Consider the following 17,010-nt stretch of genomic DNA (forward strand, 5'->3'; position numbering starts at 1 on the left):
GATGGCCGCGCCAGCGGCTCCGGTCGCAACCGTCACGCTGCGCAGCGCCGAGTTCCGCCGCAACCGCGAGACGGCCTGGCGGATGCTCGACGAACTCGTCTCGCGCGTCGAGAAGAAGGGCCTGTCGCGCCTCTCCGCCGCGGAGTTGCAGGAACTGCCCCTGCTCTACCGAACCGCGGCCTCCTCGCTCTCGGTCGCCCGCTCGATCGCGCTCGACCGCAATCTGATCCTCTATCTCGAAGGGCTGGTGCTGCGCGCGTTCTTCGTCGTCTACGGCCCGCGCATCGGCATTCTCGAAGCCCTCAGTGGCTTCCTGAAGCGTGGCTTCCCGGCCGCCGTTCGCGGGGCGGGCTGGCATATCCTGCTGGCGACGCTCGCCATCGCCGCCGGGATCGGCATCGGCTACCTGATGGTGCTGCCGAACGAGGCCTGGTTCAGCCTGCTCGTTCCCGAAGGGCTGGCCGGCGGGCGCGGGCCGGCGAGCACGGCCGAGCAGTTGCGCCGGACGGAAATCTTCGCGCCCTGGCCGGGCTTCGTCGATTCCTTCGTGGTCTTTGCCAACTTCCTGTTCCGGCACAACGCCACGATCGGGATCATGACCTTCGGGCTCGGCGTGCTCGGCGGCGTCCCGACACTGCTGCTGCTCGGCTATCAGGGCCTCATCCTGGGCGCCTTCCTGGCGCTGCACTACAATCGCGGTCTGCTGATCGACTTCATCGGCTGGGTCTCGATCCATGGCGTGACCGAGATCGGCGCACTGATCCTGTGCGGTGCCGGCGGGCTCGTCATCGCCGAGAAGATCCTGTTTCCCGGCCGCTACAACCGCCTCGACAGCCTCGCCATGGCCGGCAAGGCCGCGGCCGGGCTCGCGGGCGGGGCCGTGCTGATGCTCTTCGTCGCCGGGATCATCGAGGGCGGCTTGCGCCAGCTCATCGCCTCGACGCCCTGGCGGCTTGCGATCGGCATCGCGACCGGCGTGCTGTGGACCGCCTATTTCCTCTCGATCGGCAGACGCGGACGCCATGGCCCAGCGACTTGACCGCATCAACCGTCTGCTCGACGGCATCACCCGCAACCGGCGCGAGATCATTACGCCGGAGGGGGTGGCGTTGGAGGTCGATATCGCCAACCATGGCGAGCGGCTCGTCGCCTTCCTGATCGACTTCCTGTTCTGGATGCTGGCGACCGTCCTGCTCTTCCTCGTGCTCGGCCTGACGTTCCTGCACGGCGCTACCGGCTCGGTGACGGTCACGGTCGTGCTGTTCCTGTCCTTCCTGCTCCGGAACCTCTACTTCATCCACTTCGAGCTGCAGAGCCAGGGCGCCACGCCGGGCAAGCGCATCGTCAACCTCAAGGTGATCGACAGGAGCGGCGGGCCGCTCCTGCCCGGCGCGATCGTCGCCCGCAACCTGACGCGCGAGGTCGAGATCTTCCTGCCGCTCGGGCTGTTCTTCGCCGTGCCGAAGATCGGAGCGGGGGCAGAATTCTGGACGGCGGCAAGCTATTTCGGCTGGGCGGTCGCGCTCTCGGCCCTGCCCTTCTTCAACCGCGACCATCTGCGAGCCGGCGATCTCATCGCCGGGACCATGGTGATCTCGGTGCCGCGCCGGGCGCTCCTGGCCGAGCTGGCGGAGGCGCAGAGCCGCTTCGTCTTCAGCCGTAAGCAGCTCGACGCCTATGGCGCCTTCGAATTGCAGGTGCTGGAAGAATTGCTGCGCCGGCCGCCCTCACCCGACACGCACAGCATGCAGAGCCAAGTCTGCGACAAGATCCGCCGCAAGATCGGCTGGGCGGAGCCGGTCCCGCCGGCCGAAGCGCTCGACTTCCTCAAGGCCTTCTACACGGCCGAGCGTGCGCATCTCGAACGCGAGCAGCAATTCGGCCGCTACCGCGCCGACAAGAACGAGCCCGCCGCGACCAACCCGTGAGGACCGGCAGCGGCGCGGCCGGTTTCGATCAGTCGAAGACGCTCGTCAGCGTGTCGAGGTCGATGCCTTCCTTGGCCATGCGCAGATCGTGATAGATCACGGCCGCGAGCACGGCGCCGAAGGCGGTCGAGACGACCTGCCAGGCGAAGCTCAAGGTCTGCCCGATGAAGCCGGCGCCGCCGATCCGCGCGAGCACGAGCATGCCGACCAGCGAGATCACCACAACGAGCAGGAAGAGCCCGAAGATCTGCCAGCGATAGCCCTTGGTCAGCGCGACGCTGCGGCTCATACTGGCGGTCACGCCCAGCTTCTCGATGACGCAGGCGGGAATGGCGACATAGAGCATGCAGCCGAGAATGACGCCGGGCACGACGAGAAGCAGCATACCGAGGCCTGTCGCAAGGCCGACCAGGATGCCGACGCCGATGACGGGGACGGTACGGGCGAGCCCGATCCGCAGGGAATCGCCGATGGTGAAGGGCTGCTGGCGCATCTCCTGGAAAGCGCCGTAGAGGCTCGTCGCCTGTGCCACGGTCTGGAGCACGAAGGTCAGCAGCCCGGTCAGCATCGCGCCAACGGCGATGCCGGATGGCGAAGGCGCGCTCGACGACAGCGCCCCCAGCGTCAGCAGGAAGATCGGAATCATCGGCACAAGGGCCAGCAGGACGAATTTGCCGAACTGGCGCCCCAGTATGGCGAAGGTCTTATTCATCACCGAGCCGACGCGAAACTGTCCCGGTGCGGCGGAAAATCCGCCGGTCGATGTGCTGCTCATGAGGAACCCCGCCGCGAATGAGGCCGAACTGTGGCACGGCCTGCGCAGGCATACAATCGGCGGCAGCGCGGGAGGCGCGCCGTTTGCCATGAAGGCGTGGCCGGCCTAGCCGCGCCGCAAAGCCGGCTATATGACGGTTTCATGGGTCGTTACGCCGCCACGATCAGGTTCGCCTTTCTCGCCTTGCTGGCTTTCGGCTGGCCCGCCATCGGCATGGCCGAGGGGCGGCGCGTCCAGATCATCACCTCGTTCCCGCCATCCTTCTTCGAGCCCTTCCGCAGCGCCTTCCGCAAGAATCATCCCGACATCGCCGTCGAGGTGGTGCAACGGAAGACGACGGCCGCGGTCATCGACATCCGCGCGCAGAAGCGGCCGGAGGCCGACCTGTTCTGGGCCTCCGCACCCGATGCCTTCGAACTGCTGAAGCGCGCGAACCTGCTGGCGCCGGTACAGCCGCGCAAGACCGGTGCGCCGGAGACCATCGCCGGCTATCCGGTCAACGATCCCGATCATCGCTATCTCGGCTTCGCCGTCTCGGGCTATGGGCTGGTCTACAATCCCGCCTATCTGGCGGCGCGCGGCCTGCCGGTGCCGCGCACCTGGGCCGATCTCGCGGCTCCCGTTTATGCAGGCCATATCGGTCTGACTTCGCCCGCCCGCTCGGGCACCACGCATCTGATGGTCGAGGCTCTCCTGCAATCTCTCGGCTGGGAGCGCGGCTGGGCCCTGTGGTCGGTCATCGGCGGCAATCTCGCGACGATCACGGCGCGCAGCTTCGGCGTCACCGCCGGCGTCGCCCGCGGCCGCTTCGGGATCGGCATCTCCATCGATTTCCTGACGGAGGCCAGGACGGGCGACGGTGAGACCAACCGTTTCGTGCTGCCCGGCGAGACGCTGTTCGCTCCCGCCAGCATCGCAAGGCTCGCGACCTCGCCCAATCCGAAGGAGGCCGAGCTCTTCATCGATTTCGTGCTCTCGCCGGAGGGGCAAAAGATGCTGCGCGAGCCGCGGATCGGGCGCCTCGCCATCTCGCCCTCGGCCTATGCTCCGGACGAGACGCCGCCGCATCTGTCGGAAACGGAAGGCATCTTCAACCGCACCGGCTTCGACGCCGGCCTGTCGGCGGGGCGCTACGAACTGGTCAACCTGATCTTCGACGAGTGGATCACCTTCCGCCGCACCGAGCACGCCAGGCTCTGGCGCGGCCTCCAGACGATGGAGGCCGCGCTGCTCACACGCCCTGACGAGCAGGCCGCCAGGCTCTTGACGCAGGCCCGGGCCGCTCTGACTCGGCCGCCGATCTCCACGGCCGAACTCGGAGAGCCGGGGCGCTTCCAGAACATCGTCCGCGTGCCGCGGGGGCTTCCTGTGCCCGAAGAGCAGGCACGGATCGAGACCGATATCCGGAATGCGATTGCAGCTCGCGCAACGGAGGCCAGCGACAACCTGCAACGTGCAGCCGAACGGCTGGCGGCTCTGGGCTGGCGCGACGAGAACCTGACCGGGGCGCGGCCATGACGCCCGCCTTGCCCAAGCGGCGCTTCGGCATCGGCGGCCGCCTGATCGTCGCCTTCCTCGGCGTCGGCCTTTTTGCGGTCGGCGCCGGCATCGTCGGCGTCATCTCCTATGAGCGGCTCAGCAAGGAGCTGGCGGCAATCGCCCGCGAACATCTGCCCGGTCTCGCCTCCGCCGCACGGCTGGCTGAGGCCAGCGCCCGCGTCATCGCCGGCATGCCGGAACTCGCCAATGCGGAGCGGCGTGACGGCTATGAGCGTGGCCGTCGCGTGGTGGGAGAGCGCTTGAGCGAGCTCGACAAGGTTCTGGCCGAGCGGACGGGCAGCGGTTTCGACGCGCCGCAGCTGACAGCCGTGGCGGCCGAGATCCGCCGCAATCTCGGCGCCATCGATGACGTGTCGGGGCGCCGTTTCACGCTGGCCGAGCGCATCCGCGGCGTCAGCGAAGAACTGCGCTGGCTCCAGGCCGACCTCATCGACGAGATCGAGCCGCTGACCGACGATGCCCGCTTCAACATCGATACCGCGCTCGGCCAGATCGGCAGCGAGGCTTCATCCGCCGGCAAGCCAAACACGATCCGCGAAGAAACCCGCAAGAGCGAAGCGCTGATGACGCTCAACGCCCAGGCCAACCTGATCGTCGGGTTGTTCGGGCGGCTCGGCACGGTCCAGACCCGCGAGGACATGGAGCAGACCGGCCATGTCATCGGCGAGGCGGTCGACCAACTCGAGGTCGAGGCCAAGGCGCTCGCAGGCTGGCCCGATACAATCACGGTGCGGCAGATCACGCAGCGCCTGGTCGGGCTCGCCGACACCACGACCGGCCTGCCCGGCCTCAAGCGCTCGGAACTCGCCGCGCTCGCCGATGCGCAGCGCCTGATCTCTGAAAGCCGTCGCCTCGTCACGGAACTGGGCTCACTGGTCTCGCAGGAGGTGCAGCGGACCGAGGCCGTGGCGAAGGAAGCCGCCGACCGCTCGGCCGAAGCGATACGGCTCGGCCGCAACCTGCTGCTCGCCATCGCTGCGGCGTCGCTGCTGGGCGCGCTCCTGATCGGCTGGTTCTATGTCCGACGCCATCTCGTGGCGCGCCTGCGGGTCCTGACCGAGGCCGCGACCAGCATCGCCAGCGGCCAGTCCTCGGCGCTGCTACCCAAGGCGGGCAATGACGAGCTCGGCGACCTCACCCGCGCGCTCGCCGTGTTCCGCCAGACGCGCGACGACCTGATCCAGGCGGCCAAGCTGGCTGCGCTCGGGCAGATGGCGGCGGGCCTCAGCCACGAGCTCAACCAGCCGCTCGCCGCGATCCGCTCCCATGCCCATAACGGTGCGCTGCTGCTGGAACGCGGGCGGCCCGACGAAGCGCGCAAGGCCATCGGCCGCATCCAGGCGCTGACGACGCGCGCAGCCGATCTGATCGCGCATCTCCGGCGCTTTGCCCGCAAACCCGGCGTGGTTCTAAACCCTGTCTCTGTCGGCGATGTCGTCGAAACCGCGCTGTCGTTGTTCGGGCCGCGCTTCGATGCCGAGCGCGTGACGCTGACCCGCGACCTGCCGGCCGGGCGGCTGCATGTCCATGCCGAGGAAATCCGGCTGGAGCAGGTGCTGGTCAATCTGATCGCCAATGCACTCGACGCCGTCGCAGGCATGGAGGGCGCGACGATCGCGATCGGTGCGCGCCGTGCTGGCCACAAGGTCGAGATCTGGGTCGCGGATAGCGGGCCCGGCATCGACCGGGCGCACTTGGAACGCATCTTCGACCCGTTCTTCACGACCAAGCCGGTCGGCTCGGGGCTCGGCCTTGGCCTCTCGCTGTCCTACAACATCATCAAGGATCTCGGCGGCACGCTCGCGGTCTCCGAGACCGGCCCCGCCGGCACCCGTTTCCTGATCACCCTCGAAGGGACGACAGCCCACGTCATGGCCCCGCTGGAAATCGACGCATGAGCACTCAAAAAGTCGTCCTCGTTGATGACGATGCCGAGGTGCTGGAAGCCTGGCGGCTGACGCTGGAGCTGGAAGGTTTTTCGGTGACTGCCAAGCGCTCGGCGGATGCCGCGCTGGCCGAACTCGGGCGCGATGCATCGGTCGTACTGGTCAGCGATGTCCGCATGCCCGGTCGCGACGGCTTCGGCCTGCTCGCGGCCGTGACCGCGATCGACGCGGAGATCCCCGTCGTGCTGATCACCGGCCATGCCGATGTTCCCATGGCGGTGAAGGCGATCCGCGAAGGTGCCTGGGATTTCGTCGAAAAGCCGGCCGATCCCGTCCGCCTGATCGAGACGATCCGGCGTGCCAGCGAATACCGCCGGCTGATCATCGAGAACCGCTCGCTCAGGGCCGGCGCCCATCCCGAAGACCCATGGGCGGCGCGTGTCGTCGGCCATTCCCCGGCGGTCGTGCGGTTGCGCAGCCGGCTTGCCTTGCTCGCCGATGCCGATACCGACGTGCTGCTCTTCGGCGAGACCGGCACCGGCAAGGAGGTCGCGGCCCGGGCGCTGCACGATCTCGGCAATCGCCGCACCGGGCGCTTCGTCGCGGTGAATTGCGGGGCGATCCCCGAGACCATGATCGAGAGCGAATTGTTCGGGCACGAGGCCGGCGCCTTCACCGGGGCGCGCGAGCGGCGGATCGGCAAGATCGAGCATGCCAGCGGCGGCACGCTCTTCCTCGACGAAATCGAGTCGATGCCGATGGCCGCGCAGGTGCGCCTGCTGCGCGCCTTGCAGGAACGGCGAATCGAGCGCCTCGGCTCCAACAAGGAGATCGCGGTCGATATCCGCATCGTCGCGGCGACAAAGACCGACCTCGCCGCGCTCGCCAAATCCGGCGGCTTCCGCGAGGACCTTGTCTACCGGCTGAACGTCGTGACCCTGCGCCTGCCGCCTCTGCGCGACCGGCGCGAGGATATCCCGCTGCTGTTCCAGCACTTCCTCGCGCTTGCCGCCGCCCGCGTCGGCCGCTCGGCACCGCCGCTGGGGCGCGACCTGCTGCAACGGCTGACGCGGCAGGATTGGCCGGGCAATGTGCGCGAACTCCGGAACGCCGCCGAACGCAGCCTGCTCGGCATGGACGAGGATTTCGAAGATGCCGATACCGGCGCGGCAGCATCCGACGGCGCGGAGCGCACGCTGGAGGAGCTGGTCGCCATCGCCGAGGCAGAGGCGATCGGCGCCGCCCTGAAGCGCCATGGCGGGCGCATCGGCATCACCGCCGCGGCGCTCGGCATCACCCGCAAGACGCTCTACCTCAAGATGCGCCGGTATGGCTTGAGCGGCGCGGCGGCGCTCGCAGACTGAGCAATCGAGGTCCACGAGTCAGGTTTTTCTTCGGACCCACACCGTCATCCCGGGCTTGACCCGGGATCCATCGTAAAGCGCTGCGCTCTATGATGGATCCCGGATCTCTGCTCCGCTGCGTCCGGGATGACGCGCGCTTTGTAAAGTGCCGGGTACTCCGCCCCACTGATCGTCATTGCGAGCGCAGCGAAGCAATCCAGGGGATCGGGTGAGAGCTCCGAGAGGTTCAACCCAGTCCCGCTGGATTGCTTCGTCGCTTCGCTCCTCGCAATGACGGCGGCGACGTTACCGCAATGACCCATCAGGGGCTCCGGCAAGTTACCGCCATGCCCCCGAAACCGGGTATCTGAAGACCCCTCCTTCCGAATTCCGCAACGAAATCAATGCCACCGGCACTTGGCATCACCATTGCTGAGAAGATGGCATCGACCTCGACGTCGACCAGATAACACGCTTCGGGAGGAAGCCATGTTGAATCGTAGAACCGCGCTCGCGACCACTCTTGGCCTGTCGTTGAGCGCCTCGTTTATGACCATCGCGCTGGCGCAGGCGCCTGCCGGGAAGGTCACGGTGGTGACCTCCTTCTCCAAGGACGTCACCGACCCCATGAAGAAGGCGTTCGAGAAGGCGGTTCCGGGCGTCACGCTCGAAGTGCAGAACCGCAACACCAATGCCGGCGTGAAATATGTCGAGGAGACCAAGGCGAACAACCAGGTCGACCTGTTCTGGGCCTCGGCGCCCGACGCCTTCGAGGTGCTGAAAGGCAAGAAGCTGCTCACCGCCTACAAGCCCAAGGCGACCGGCATCCCCGACAAGATCGGCTCCTATCCGATCAACGATCCGCAGGGCTTCTATTTCGGCTTCGCGGCCTCCGGCTACGGCATCATGTGGAATGACCGCTATGCCAAGGCCAACAAGCTGCCCGAGCCGAAGGAATGGCAGGACCTCGCCAAGCCGGTCTTCTACGATCATGTCGCGATCGCGGCGCCCTCCCGCTCCGGCACGACGCACCTGACGATCGAGACGATCCTGCAGGGCGAAGGCTGGGACAAGGGCTGGCGCACCATCAAGGCAATGGCCGGCAATTTCCGCTCGATCAACGAGCGCTCCTTCGGCGTGCCGGAGCAGGTCAATTCCGGCCAGGTCGGCGTCGGCGTCGTCATCGACTTCTTCGCCTTCTCGGCCCAGGCTTCGGGCTTCCCGGTCAAGTTCGTCTATCCGAGCGTGACGACGGTGGTCCCGGCCAATGTCGGCATCGTCACCAACCCGCCGAACAGGGTCGCAGCCGAGGCCTTCGTCGAGTTCCTGCTCTCGCCCGCCGGCCAGGAAGTGCTGCTCGAGCCCGGCATCCGCCGTCTGCCGGTCAACCCGGCCGTCTACGCCAAGGCCGGTGCCGATTATCCGAACCCCTTCACCGATCCGCGTTTCCAGAAGATGATCGGCTTCGACGTCGACAAGTCTGAAGGTCGCACGGCGGTCGTCGACACGCTGTTCGACCAGCTCATCTCCTTCCAGCTCGACGCGTTGAAGGGCGTCAACAAGGTGCTGCACGAGGTCGATGCGGCGCTGGCCAAGAAGCCGAACGACAAGGCCAAGGCGCTGGCCGAGGAAGCGCGCGTGCTGCTCGCCGCCATGCCGGTCAGCGAAGCGCAGGCCGCGAGCGCGGAGCTGCGCGGCGCCTTCACAGGCAGCAAGGAAAAGGGCGCCCGCCAGGCCGAGCTCGAGGCGCAATGGGCGAGCTTCGCCCGCGACAACTACGCCAAGGCCAAGGCCAAGGCTGAAGAAGCGCTCAAGGCGGCCAAGTAAGCTCGCCTGTCTTTGTCGTCCCGCGTGTCTTCCCGAGCGCGCTGCAGCGTGAAACGCTGCGGCGCAGACACGGGACCGCGCGACCAGTAGACGCCTTTTCCTGACAACGGTCCCGTGTCTGCGCAGCGGCATTTGCATGCCGCTGCGCGCACGGAATGACACCTGGCACCCACCCATGACAGCCATTCCGACCTCGGCTCCCCGCCCCCGTCGCATCACCGGCACGCCCGGCCAGATCGCGCTGGCGCTGGCAATCGCCGCCTTCCTCCTGATGTTCCTGGTGCTACCAGTGACGACGGTGATCTATGTCGCCTTCACCGAGAAGGGCACCTCGACCTTCACGCTCGTCAACTTCTACGACTTCGTCCGCACCGAGCTGTTCATGCGCTCGTTGTGGAACTCGTTCTATGTCTCTGCGATGTCTGTGGTCTGGGCGTCCGTCTTCGCCCTGCCGCTGGCCTATCTCACGACCCGCTTCGTCTTCCGCGGCGCGGCGATCGTCCAGACGCTGGGCTTCCTGCCGCTGATCATGCCGCCCTTCGTCGGGGCGGTTGCGATGCAGCTCTTCTTCGGCCGCAACGGCTCGGTCAACCTGCTGCTGGACGACTGGTTCGGCTTCAAGATCGACTTCATGGAAGGGCTGAACGGCGTCATCTTCGTCCAGTCCGTCCATTATTTCCCGTTCATCCTGATCAACCTCTCGGCGGCCCTGCGCAATGTCGACCGCGCCATGGAAGAGGCCGCGCAGAATCTCGGCTCCTCCGGCTTCCGGCTGTTCCGGCGGATCGTCTTCCCGCTGGCCATGCCGGGCTATCTCGCCGGCGCCTCTCTCGTCTTCGTCAAGGTCTTCGACGATCTCGCGACGCCGCTGCTGCTCAACGTCAAGGACATGCTGGCGCCGCAGGCCTATCTGCGGGTAACCTCGATCGGCATCGCCGACCCGATGGGCTATGTCATCTCGGTCGTGCTGATCATCGCCTCGGTTCTGGCGATGTGGCTCTCGGCAAGGGCGCTGAAGGGGCGCGACTACGCCACGACGCAGCGCGGCGGCGGCGGCCTCGCCAAGCGGGTGATGACGCCGATGGAGGCCGTGTTCGGCTACGGCATCGTCATCCTGATCCTGGCGCTGGTGCTGGCGCCGCATCTGGGCCTGCTGCTGCTCTCCTTCGCGACGATCTGGTCGTACTCGCCACTGCCCGATGCCTACACGATCGCGCATTACGGCCGCGTCTTCGGCGAGAGCTCGGTCTACATCAAGAACACGCTGATCTATGCCAGCATCGCCGGCGGCATCGACGTCGTGCTCGGGGTGGCGATCGCCTATCTGGTGCTGCGGACCAAGCTCATCGGTCGCGAATGGCTCGACTGGATGGCGACCGCCGCACTTGCCATCCCCGGCGTGGTGCTCGGCATCGGCTATCTCAGGACGTTCTACGGCATCACCCTGCCGGACGGGACTCCGCTCGCCGCGCTCTGGGTCACCGTCGTCATGGCGCTGGCGATCCGGCGCCTGCCCTATGCCCTGCGCGCCTGCTATGCGGCGCTCCAGCAGATCTCGGTCTCGCTTGAGGAAGCGGCCGAGAACCTTGGAGCCACCAAGGCGCGCACGGTCCGACGCATCGTCGTGCCGTTGATGGCCGGCGGCATCCTTGCCGGCTTCGTCACCTCGTTCTCGACGGCCGCCGTCGAGCTCTCGGCGACGCTGATGCTGGTGCAGTCCAACTCGGACGCACCGCTGGCCTATGGACTCTATGTCTTCATGCAGTCCGCCGCGGGGCGCGGCCCCGGTGCCGCGCTCGGCGTCGTCGCGGTGATCCTCGTCGCGGCCTGCACCTTCCTCTCCCATCTCATCATCGAACGCAGCCAGAAGGCCAAGGGAATGGGCCACTGATCATGAACGCAACCGTCTCTCTCACCACGCCCGCCGTCGCCGTCGACATCGAAGGCGTCAACCTGTCCTACGGCACCAATCATGTGCTCAAGAACGTCAATCTGGCGATCAGGCCGGGCGAGTTCTTCGCCTTCCTCGGCCCGTCCGGCTGCGGCAAGACCACGCTGCTGCGCCTGATCGCCGGCTTCAACCATGCCGATACCGGGGAGGTCCGGATCGGCGGCAAGCCGATCACCAACCTGCCGCCCTGGAAGCGCGATGTCGGCATGGTCTTCCAGTCCTATGCGCTCTGGCCGCATATGACGGTGCACCGCAATGTCGCCTTCGGACTGGAGGAGCGCGGCGTGAAGCGCGCCGAGGTCGAACGGCGCGTCGAGGCGGCGCTGGGCCTGGTCGGTCTCACCCATCTCGCCGAGCGGCGGCCCTCGCAGCTCTCGGGCGGCCAGCAGCAGCGTGTCGCAGTGGCGCGCACCGTGGCAGTCGAACCCAAGGTGCTGCTGCTCGACGAGCCGCTCTCCAATCTCGATGCCAAGATGCGCGTTCAGGTGCGACGCGAATTGCGCGACCTGCAGCAACGGCTGGGCCTGACCACGATCTTCGTCACCCACGATCAGGAAGAGGCAAACACGATCTGCGACCGGATCGCCGTGATGAATGACGGCATCGTCCAGCAGGTCGGGACGCCGATGGATCTCTATGAGCGGCCGGCCAACCTGTTCGTCGCCGGCTTCCTCGGCACCGCCAATATCCTCGACGGTAAGCTCATCGGCAGCGGCGCGGATCGGATCTTCGAGATTGAGGGCGGGACGCGCGTGCCGGTTCCCGCCGATGCGCAGGTACCGGCGGGGGCCAAGCTGGTCTTCCGGCCGCAGCATGCCAGTCTCGGTGACGCGGGCCCGGCCGGCGATGGGATGCTGGCCCTGCCCTGCGTCGTCGCCAACCGCGAGTTCCTCGGCGCCAGCGTGCGCTACGGCGTCCGCATCGGAACCACGGAAGTGGCGGTCGACGTGCCGTTCCAGTCCGGCAGCGGACTGTTCGAGGTCGAGAGCAGGGCGACGCTCAGGCTGTCGCCGCATGCGTTGTTGTGGTTGGCGGGTTAGAGGGCACTACCCTTGTCATTCCGGGGCGCGCCGCAGGCGCGAACCCGGAACCCACGACGGGGTGAGATATCCTATGCCGCGTAATGGGCCGTTCGCCCGGTCGTGGGTTCCGGGTTCTTCGCTCACGCGAAGCCCCGGAATGACAAGCGTTTGCGCCTGGTCGAGCAACGGCGCTATCTCACCCCCGCTGCTCGGCCTTGTCGCGCGCCCTCGCCTCGGCGCTGCGCTCTGCAGCCGGGCCGTAACCGCCGGCTCCGGGGGTGATGATCTCGACGATCTGGCCCTTCTCCAGCGCGCCGTCACCCTTGAAGAAGGGTACGACGCCATCGCTGAACGAGAACGAGCCGCCCTGCCCCTCGCCGCCGCCCGCGAGGCCCCAGGGCCGCGAGGTCAGGCGCGAATTGTCGACGTTGAGCCGGCATGGTGCTTCCGCACGGTAGACGCGGCGCAGGCCCATGCCGCCGCGCTGGCGGCCGTCGCCCCCTGAACCATCGACCAGCTCATAGCGCAGCAGGGTCAGCGGATATTCGAGTTCCAGCGCCTCGACCGGCAGGTTCGAGGTGTTGGTCATGTGGACATGGACGCCGTGGAGACCGTCCTTGTTGGCGCGGGCACCGGAACCACCGCCGATCGTCTCCAGATAGACCCAGAGTTCGCCGCTGCCCGGCTGCTCGCCGGCGAAGGTCGCGGAAGCCACCGCGCCCGAGCAGGCTGCGATGACGCGATCCGGCACCGCCTGCGCGAGCGCGCCATGGATCAGGTCGACCACACGCTGGCAGGCGGCAATGCGGCCGTTGACGGCGGCGGGATGCACGCAGTTCAGCACCGTGCCCTCCGTCGCGGTAACGGTCAGCGGCCGCGCGAGCCCCGCATTGGGCGGGATGGTCGGGTCGGCGACGGTCTTGACCGCGTAATACACGGTCGAGAGCAGCGCGGTGTAGACCATGTTGAAGCCTGCCCGCATCTGCGGCGGCGAGTCGAAGGCCAGCGTCATCTCCTCGCCCGCGACGGTGATCGCGACCGAGAAGGTCAGCGGCTCGTCGATCTCGGGATTGTCGAAGGAATCCGAGAAGCGATAGGTGCCGTCGGGGATCGAGGCGATGCCGGCGCGCATCTTGCGCTCGGCATAGTCCTGCAAGGCCTTGCCGGCGGCGAGCACGGTGTCGCGGCCGTATTTGTCGCAGAGCGCGCGCAGCCGCTCGACGCCGAGGCGGTTCGCCGCCATCTGGGCGCGCAGGTCGGACAGGCGCTCGCGCGGGACCTGGCAGTTGAGCAGGATCAGCTCCTGCACGTCCTTCATCAGCACGCCGCCGTCATAGAGGCGGATCGGCGGGATGCGCAGGCCCTCCTGGTAGATATGGGCGTGGCCGCGATCGGCGAAATCGGAGTGGTGCGCCGTGTTGACCGCCCAGGCGATCATCACGCCCTCGTGGAAGACCGGCTCGGCCAGCACGATATCCGGCAGATGGGTGCCGCCGCCTTCATAGGCGTCGTTGCCGATGAAGACGTCGCCCGGCTTCATGTCGGCGACCGAGTGGCGCTTCAGGATATGCGGGATGATGCCGATGAAGGACCCGAGATGCATCGGGATATGCTCGGCCTGGCAGAGCGTCTGGCCTTCGACGTCGAAGAGCGCGGTCGAGCAGTCGCGGCGCTCCTTGATGTTGGTCGAATAGCTCGCCTTGACCAGGGCCTCGCCCATCTCCTCGGCGATCGAGGCGAAGGAGGAGCCGATGACCTCGACGGTGATCGGGTCGACGCTGACGGATGCGGTCGCGGTCATCACGGCATCTCCAGGATCAGGTTGAGATAGGGCTCGACCGTCGCGGTCATGCCCGGCAGCAGCACAGTGGTCGAATCCATCTGCTCGACGATGGCCGGCCCGGCGAAACGATTGCCGGATTTGAGCTTGTCGCGGTCGTAGATCGGGCAGACGACGAAGCCGCCGGCCTCGGGGAACCAGACCTCGCGGCTGCCGATGACGGCGTGCGAGGCGTCGGGCCCGGCATCGGGCTCCGGCCGGAAGGCGGCCTTCGGCACGAGGCCGACCGCCTCGACGCGATAGGTCACGAGCTGGACCGCCTCGCCTTCCGCGACGAAGCCGTAGAGCCGCTTGTGGGCGGCGGCGAAGCCCTCGGCCAACGCCGTGACGGTCGCGGGCGTGATCGGCCCGTCCGGCACGTCGATGGCGAGCTCGTAGTTCTGGCCGTGATAGCGCAGGTCGGCGGTGCGCTTCAGCCGGCGATCGGCCGCGGCGACGCCCTCCTCCGCGAACCAGTGATCCGCCTGTTCCTGCAGGGCGAAGAAGATATCCGCCATGTCGGGAACCAACGCTTCGGACAGCGTCGCCAATCGCGTCGTGGCGAAATTCGCGCGCAGGTCAGTGAGCAGCAGGCCGAGCGCGCAGCCGATGCCGGGATTGCGGGGCACGACGATGCGCTTCATGTCGAGTTCGCGCGCGAGCCGTGCGGCATGCAACGGCCCTGCCCCGCCAAAGGCGACCAGCGCGTAGTCGCGCGGATCATGCCCGCGCTGGACGCTGATGACGCGGATCGCCTTGGCCATGTTCGCGGTCACGACCGAGATGATGCCCTGCGCCGTCGCCATCAGGTCGAGGCCGAGCTCGTCTGCCAGGCGGCCGATCGCCTGTCTCGACAGGCTCTGGTCGATCGGCATGCGCCCGCCGAGCAGATGCGTCGGGTTCAGGGTCTGGAGCACGACATTGGCGTCGGTGACGGCGGGCTCGGTCGCACCCCGCCCGTAGCAGACGGGGCCAGGATCGGCGCCGGCCGAGCGCGGCCCGACCTTGAGCAGGCCGCCGGAATCGATCGCCGCGAGCGAGCCGCCGCCGGCGCCGACCGTGTGGATATCGAGCATCGGTGCCTTGATCGGATAGCCATGGACATTGGCTTCGGAGGCAAGCTTGGCCTCGCCGTCGTCGAGCAGGGCGACGTCCGAGGAGGTGCCGCCCATGTCGAAGGTGATGAGGCTCGGAATGCCAATCATCGCGCCGATCGCCTGAGCCGCGACAACGCCGGTCGAGGGACCGGAGAGCACCGTCCTTACCGGCAGGCGCGCCGCCATGTCGAAGCCGATGACGCCGCCATTGGATTGCGTCAGATGCGGCACCGCCTTGAGGCCGAGTTCCTTCAGGCGGTCGGCCAAGCGGCGGATATAGCCCTGCATGACCGGGCCGAGATAGGCATTCACGACGGTCGTCGAGATGCGCTCGTACTCGCGGAATTCGGGTGCGACCTCATGCGAGGCGCAGATGAAGGCCTCCGGGAACTCCTCGGTGACGATGCGCTTGGCGGCTTCCTCATGCTCCGGCCGGACGAAGCCGTAGAGGAAGCCGATGGCGACCGCCTTGACGCCCTCCGCCTTCAGCGTCTGCGCTGCCTGTCGCACGGCGCCCTCGTCGAGCGGCGTCTCGACCGATCCGTCATGGCGGACGCGTTCGGCGACGCCGAAGCGCAGGTCGCGGGTGACGAGCGGCGGGGCCTTGTCGGCCTGGAGATCATAGAGGTCCGGTCGCTTCTGCCGGCCGATCTCGATCAGGTCTCGAAACCCCTCGGTGGTGATCAGCCCGGTCTTCACACCGCGATGCTGGATCAGGGCATTGGTGCCGACCGTCGTGCCATGGCCGAAATAGGCGATGTCGGCGGGGCTGGCACCGACCCGCTCTACGCCTTCCTGCGTGCCGCGCGCGATGGCGCGGGAGGGGTCGTCAGGCGTCGAGGGCACTTTCCAGACCGCGACCATGCCGGTCGCGTCCTCGAACAGGCAGACATCGGTGAATGTGCCCCCGGAATCGATCCCGATCCGCCACGCCATCTCTGCCTTCCTCCCTTACGTCACCGCCGCCTCGGCAGGCGTCCACGCGACGCCATGGCCGAAGCCGCCTTGATAGCCGCAGACCTGCGCCGCCTGATCGGCTCCCGCCGCCAGGGCGGCGGCAATGCCGGCTCCGTCGAGAAGAGCCAGCAGGCAGGCCGCGATGAAACCGTCACCCGCGCCGAGCGTGTCCACCACGGATGCAGGGCTGGCCGGCTGCTCGTGGAAGCGGCCCGAGGCGAGCGCGAGGGCGCCCTTCGCGCCGCGCGTCGCCACGACCATCCCTGCGCCCCAGCCGATACAGCGCTCCAGCTGGGCGCGACACTCCGCATCGGAAGCAGAAGGATGCGACAGGAAGGCGATATCGACGGCCGGCAGCGTCGCGGCGAGGTTCTCGTCGGTCCAGCGTTCCGAGAAGTCGTAGGACAGGCGCCGGGCTGCACTGCGGACCACCGGCAAGGCGTCGCCAAGCTCGCCATAGATGCTGGAATGAACGAGGTCGAAGCCGGCGATATAGGCGCGGTCCTCAGCATCGAAGGTGCCCCACTCGCCGCGCACGCCGCGTTCGGAGCGCAGGAAGCGCCGGTCCTGCCCGTCATGGCCGATGAAGGCGCGGGCATTGGGGCCGGTCTTGATACGGCAGCGCGCGGTATCGACGCCCTCCTGCCGCAGGGCATCACTCAGGATTCCGCCGGCCTCATCCGAGCCGAGGCAGCCGAGGTAACCTGTTTCCGCCCCTAGACGCCTCGCCTGCACCGCGACATTGACCGCGTTACCGCCGGGAAACTGGAGGCCGCGATCGACATAGGTGTCGACCGTGTTGTCACCCAGCCCCAGAAGCCTCTGCACCATCGCGGCAACTCCCG

General features: G+C 67.5%; 12 protein-coding genes. 8 read left to right on the plus strand and 4 right to left on the minus strand.

Going from position 1 to position 17,010, the window contains the following annotated elements:
* Position 1 precedes the first annotated feature (1 nt).
* Positions 2–1,039 carry a stage II sporulation protein M gene (locus AC6RIC_RS15985; RefSeq protein ID WP_499733065.1) on the plus strand — a complete coding sequence of 346 codons (1,038 nt, stop codon included), beginning with the start codon at positions 2–4 and terminating at the stop codon, positions 1,037–1,039.
* On the plus strand, positions 1,023–1,928 hold the full coding sequence (locus AC6RIC_RS15990) for an RDD family protein (protein WP_499733066.1): 906 nt from the start codon (positions 1,023–1,025) through the stop codon (positions 1,926–1,928). The genes AC6RIC_RS15985 and AC6RIC_RS15990 overlap by 17 nt, the downstream gene beginning before the upstream one ends.
* 28 nt (positions 1,929–1,956) lie before the next feature.
* Here the strand turns inward: AC6RIC_RS15990 and AC6RIC_RS15995 are convergent, their stop codons facing one another.
* The gene (locus tag AC6RIC_RS15995; protein WP_454657188.1) at positions 1,957–2,703 is read right to left on the minus strand and encodes a hypothetical protein; all 747 of its coding nucleotides are present in this window, start codon (positions 2,701–2,703) and stop codon (positions 1,957–1,959) included.
* A gap of 141 nt (positions 2,704–2,844) precedes the next feature.
* Between AC6RIC_RS15995 and AC6RIC_RS16000 the strand changes: the two genes are divergently transcribed.
* From AC6RIC_RS16000 to AC6RIC_RS16025, 6 genes are all read left to right on the plus strand, one after another.
* Positions 2,845–4,221 (plus strand): ABC transporter substrate-binding protein, encoded by a 1,377-nt coding sequence (locus AC6RIC_RS16000; protein ID WP_454657189.1) that lies wholly within the window; start codon positions 2,845–2,847, stop codon positions 4,219–4,221.
* Entirely contained in the window at positions 4,218–6,161 is a 1,944-nt protein-coding gene (locus AC6RIC_RS16005; RefSeq protein WP_499733067.1) for an ATP-binding protein, read from the plus strand. Before AC6RIC_RS16000 ends, AC6RIC_RS16005 begins: the two co-directional genes overlap by 4 nt.
* Positions 6,158–7,513, plus strand: a complete 1,356-nt coding sequence (locus tag AC6RIC_RS16010) for a sigma-54-dependent transcriptional regulator (RefSeq protein WP_454657191.1) — start codon at positions 6,158–6,160, stop codon at positions 7,511–7,513. Before AC6RIC_RS16005 ends, AC6RIC_RS16010 begins: the two co-directional genes overlap by 4 nt.
* A 468-nt stretch (positions 7,514–7,981) precedes the next feature.
* Positions 7,982–9,319 (plus strand): ABC transporter substrate-binding protein, encoded by a 1,338-nt coding sequence (locus tag AC6RIC_RS16015; RefSeq protein WP_499733068.1) that lies wholly within the window; start codon positions 7,982–7,984, stop codon positions 9,317–9,319.
* Between the two features lie 175 nt (positions 9,320–9,494).
* Positions 9,495–11,210 carry an ABC transporter permease gene (locus AC6RIC_RS16020; RefSeq protein WP_499733069.1) on the plus strand — a complete coding sequence of 572 codons (1,716 nt, stop codon included), beginning with the start codon at positions 9,495–9,497 and terminating at the stop codon, positions 11,208–11,210.
* Positions 11,211–11,212: 2 nt separating this feature from the next.
* Positions 11,213–12,310: an ABC transporter ATP-binding protein gene (locus AC6RIC_RS16025; RefSeq protein ID WP_454657193.1), complete on the plus strand. Its 1,098-nt coding sequence runs from the start codon at positions 11,213–11,215 to the stop codon at positions 12,308–12,310.
* A gap of 178 nt (positions 12,311–12,488) precedes the next feature.
* On the opposite strand, the gene AC6RIC_RS16030 is transcribed toward AC6RIC_RS16025, so the two are convergent.
* From AC6RIC_RS16030 to AC6RIC_RS16040, 3 genes are read right to left on the minus strand one after another with little or no spacing between them, the layout of a single operon-like run.
* Positions 12,489–14,093, minus strand: coding sequence for a hydantoinase B/oxoprolinase family protein (locus AC6RIC_RS16030; RefSeq protein WP_499733070.1), 1,605 nt, complete (start codon positions 14,091–14,093; stop codon positions 12,489–12,491).
* Positions 14,093–16,144 carry a hydantoinase/oxoprolinase family protein gene (locus AC6RIC_RS16035; protein WP_499733071.1) on the minus strand — a complete coding sequence of 684 codons (2,052 nt, stop codon included), beginning with the start codon at positions 16,142–16,144 and terminating at the stop codon, positions 14,093–14,095. The genes AC6RIC_RS16030 and AC6RIC_RS16035 overlap by 1 nt, the downstream gene beginning before the upstream one ends.
* 15 nt (positions 16,145–16,159) lie before the next feature.
* On the minus strand, positions 16,160–16,996 hold the full coding sequence (locus AC6RIC_RS16040; protein WP_499733072.1) for a PfkB family carbohydrate kinase: 837 nt from the start codon (positions 16,994–16,996) through the stop codon (positions 16,160–16,162).
* Positions 16,997–17,010 lie beyond the last annotated feature (14 nt).

It is taken from the genome of Allobosea sp. TBD101 (assembly GCF_059817965.1).

What these genes read in the sequence shown, in the direction of transcription:
- AC6RIC_RS15985 (WP_499733065.1), top strand. Translation starts at nt 2, where the DNA reads ATGGCCGCGCCAGCGGCTCCGGTCGCAACCGTCACGCTGCGCAGCGCC.
- AC6RIC_RS15990 (WP_499733066.1), top strand. Translation starts at nt 1,023, where the DNA reads ATGGCCCAGCGACTTGACCGCATCAACCGTCTGCTCGACGGCATCACC.
- AC6RIC_RS15995 (WP_454657188.1), bottom strand. Translation starts at nt 2,703, where the DNA reads ATGAGCAGCACATCGACCGGCGGATTTTCCGCCGCACCGGGACAGTTT.
- AC6RIC_RS16000 (WP_454657189.1), top strand. Translation starts at nt 2,845, where the DNA reads ATGGGTCGTTACGCCGCCACGATCAGGTTCGCCTTTCTCGCCTTGCTG.
- AC6RIC_RS16005 (WP_499733067.1), top strand. Translation starts at nt 4,218, where the DNA reads ATGACGCCCGCCTTGCCCAAGCGGCGCTTCGGCATCGGCGGCCGCCTG.
- AC6RIC_RS16010 (WP_454657191.1), top strand. Translation starts at nt 6,158, where the DNA reads ATGAGCACTCAAAAAGTCGTCCTCGTTGATGACGATGCCGAGGTGCTG.
- AC6RIC_RS16015 (WP_499733068.1), top strand. Translation starts at nt 7,982, where the DNA reads ATGTTGAATCGTAGAACCGCGCTCGCGACCACTCTTGGCCTGTCGTTG.
- AC6RIC_RS16020 (WP_499733069.1), top strand. Translation starts at nt 9,495, where the DNA reads ATGACAGCCATTCCGACCTCGGCTCCCCGCCCCCGTCGCATCACCGGC.
- AC6RIC_RS16025 (WP_454657193.1), top strand. Translation starts at nt 11,213, where the DNA reads ATGAACGCAACCGTCTCTCTCACCACGCCCGCCGTCGCCGTCGACATC.
- AC6RIC_RS16030 (WP_499733070.1), bottom strand. Translation starts at nt 14,093, where the DNA reads ATGACCGCGACCGCATCCGTCAGCGTCGACCCGATCACCGTCGAGGTC.
- AC6RIC_RS16035 (WP_499733071.1), bottom strand. Translation starts at nt 16,144, where the DNA reads ATGGCGTGGCGGATCGGGATCGATTCCGGGGGCACATTCACCGATGTC.
- AC6RIC_RS16040 (WP_499733072.1), bottom strand. Translation starts at nt 16,996, where the DNA reads ATGGTGCAGAGGCTTCTGGGGCTGGGTGACAACACGGTCGACACCTAT.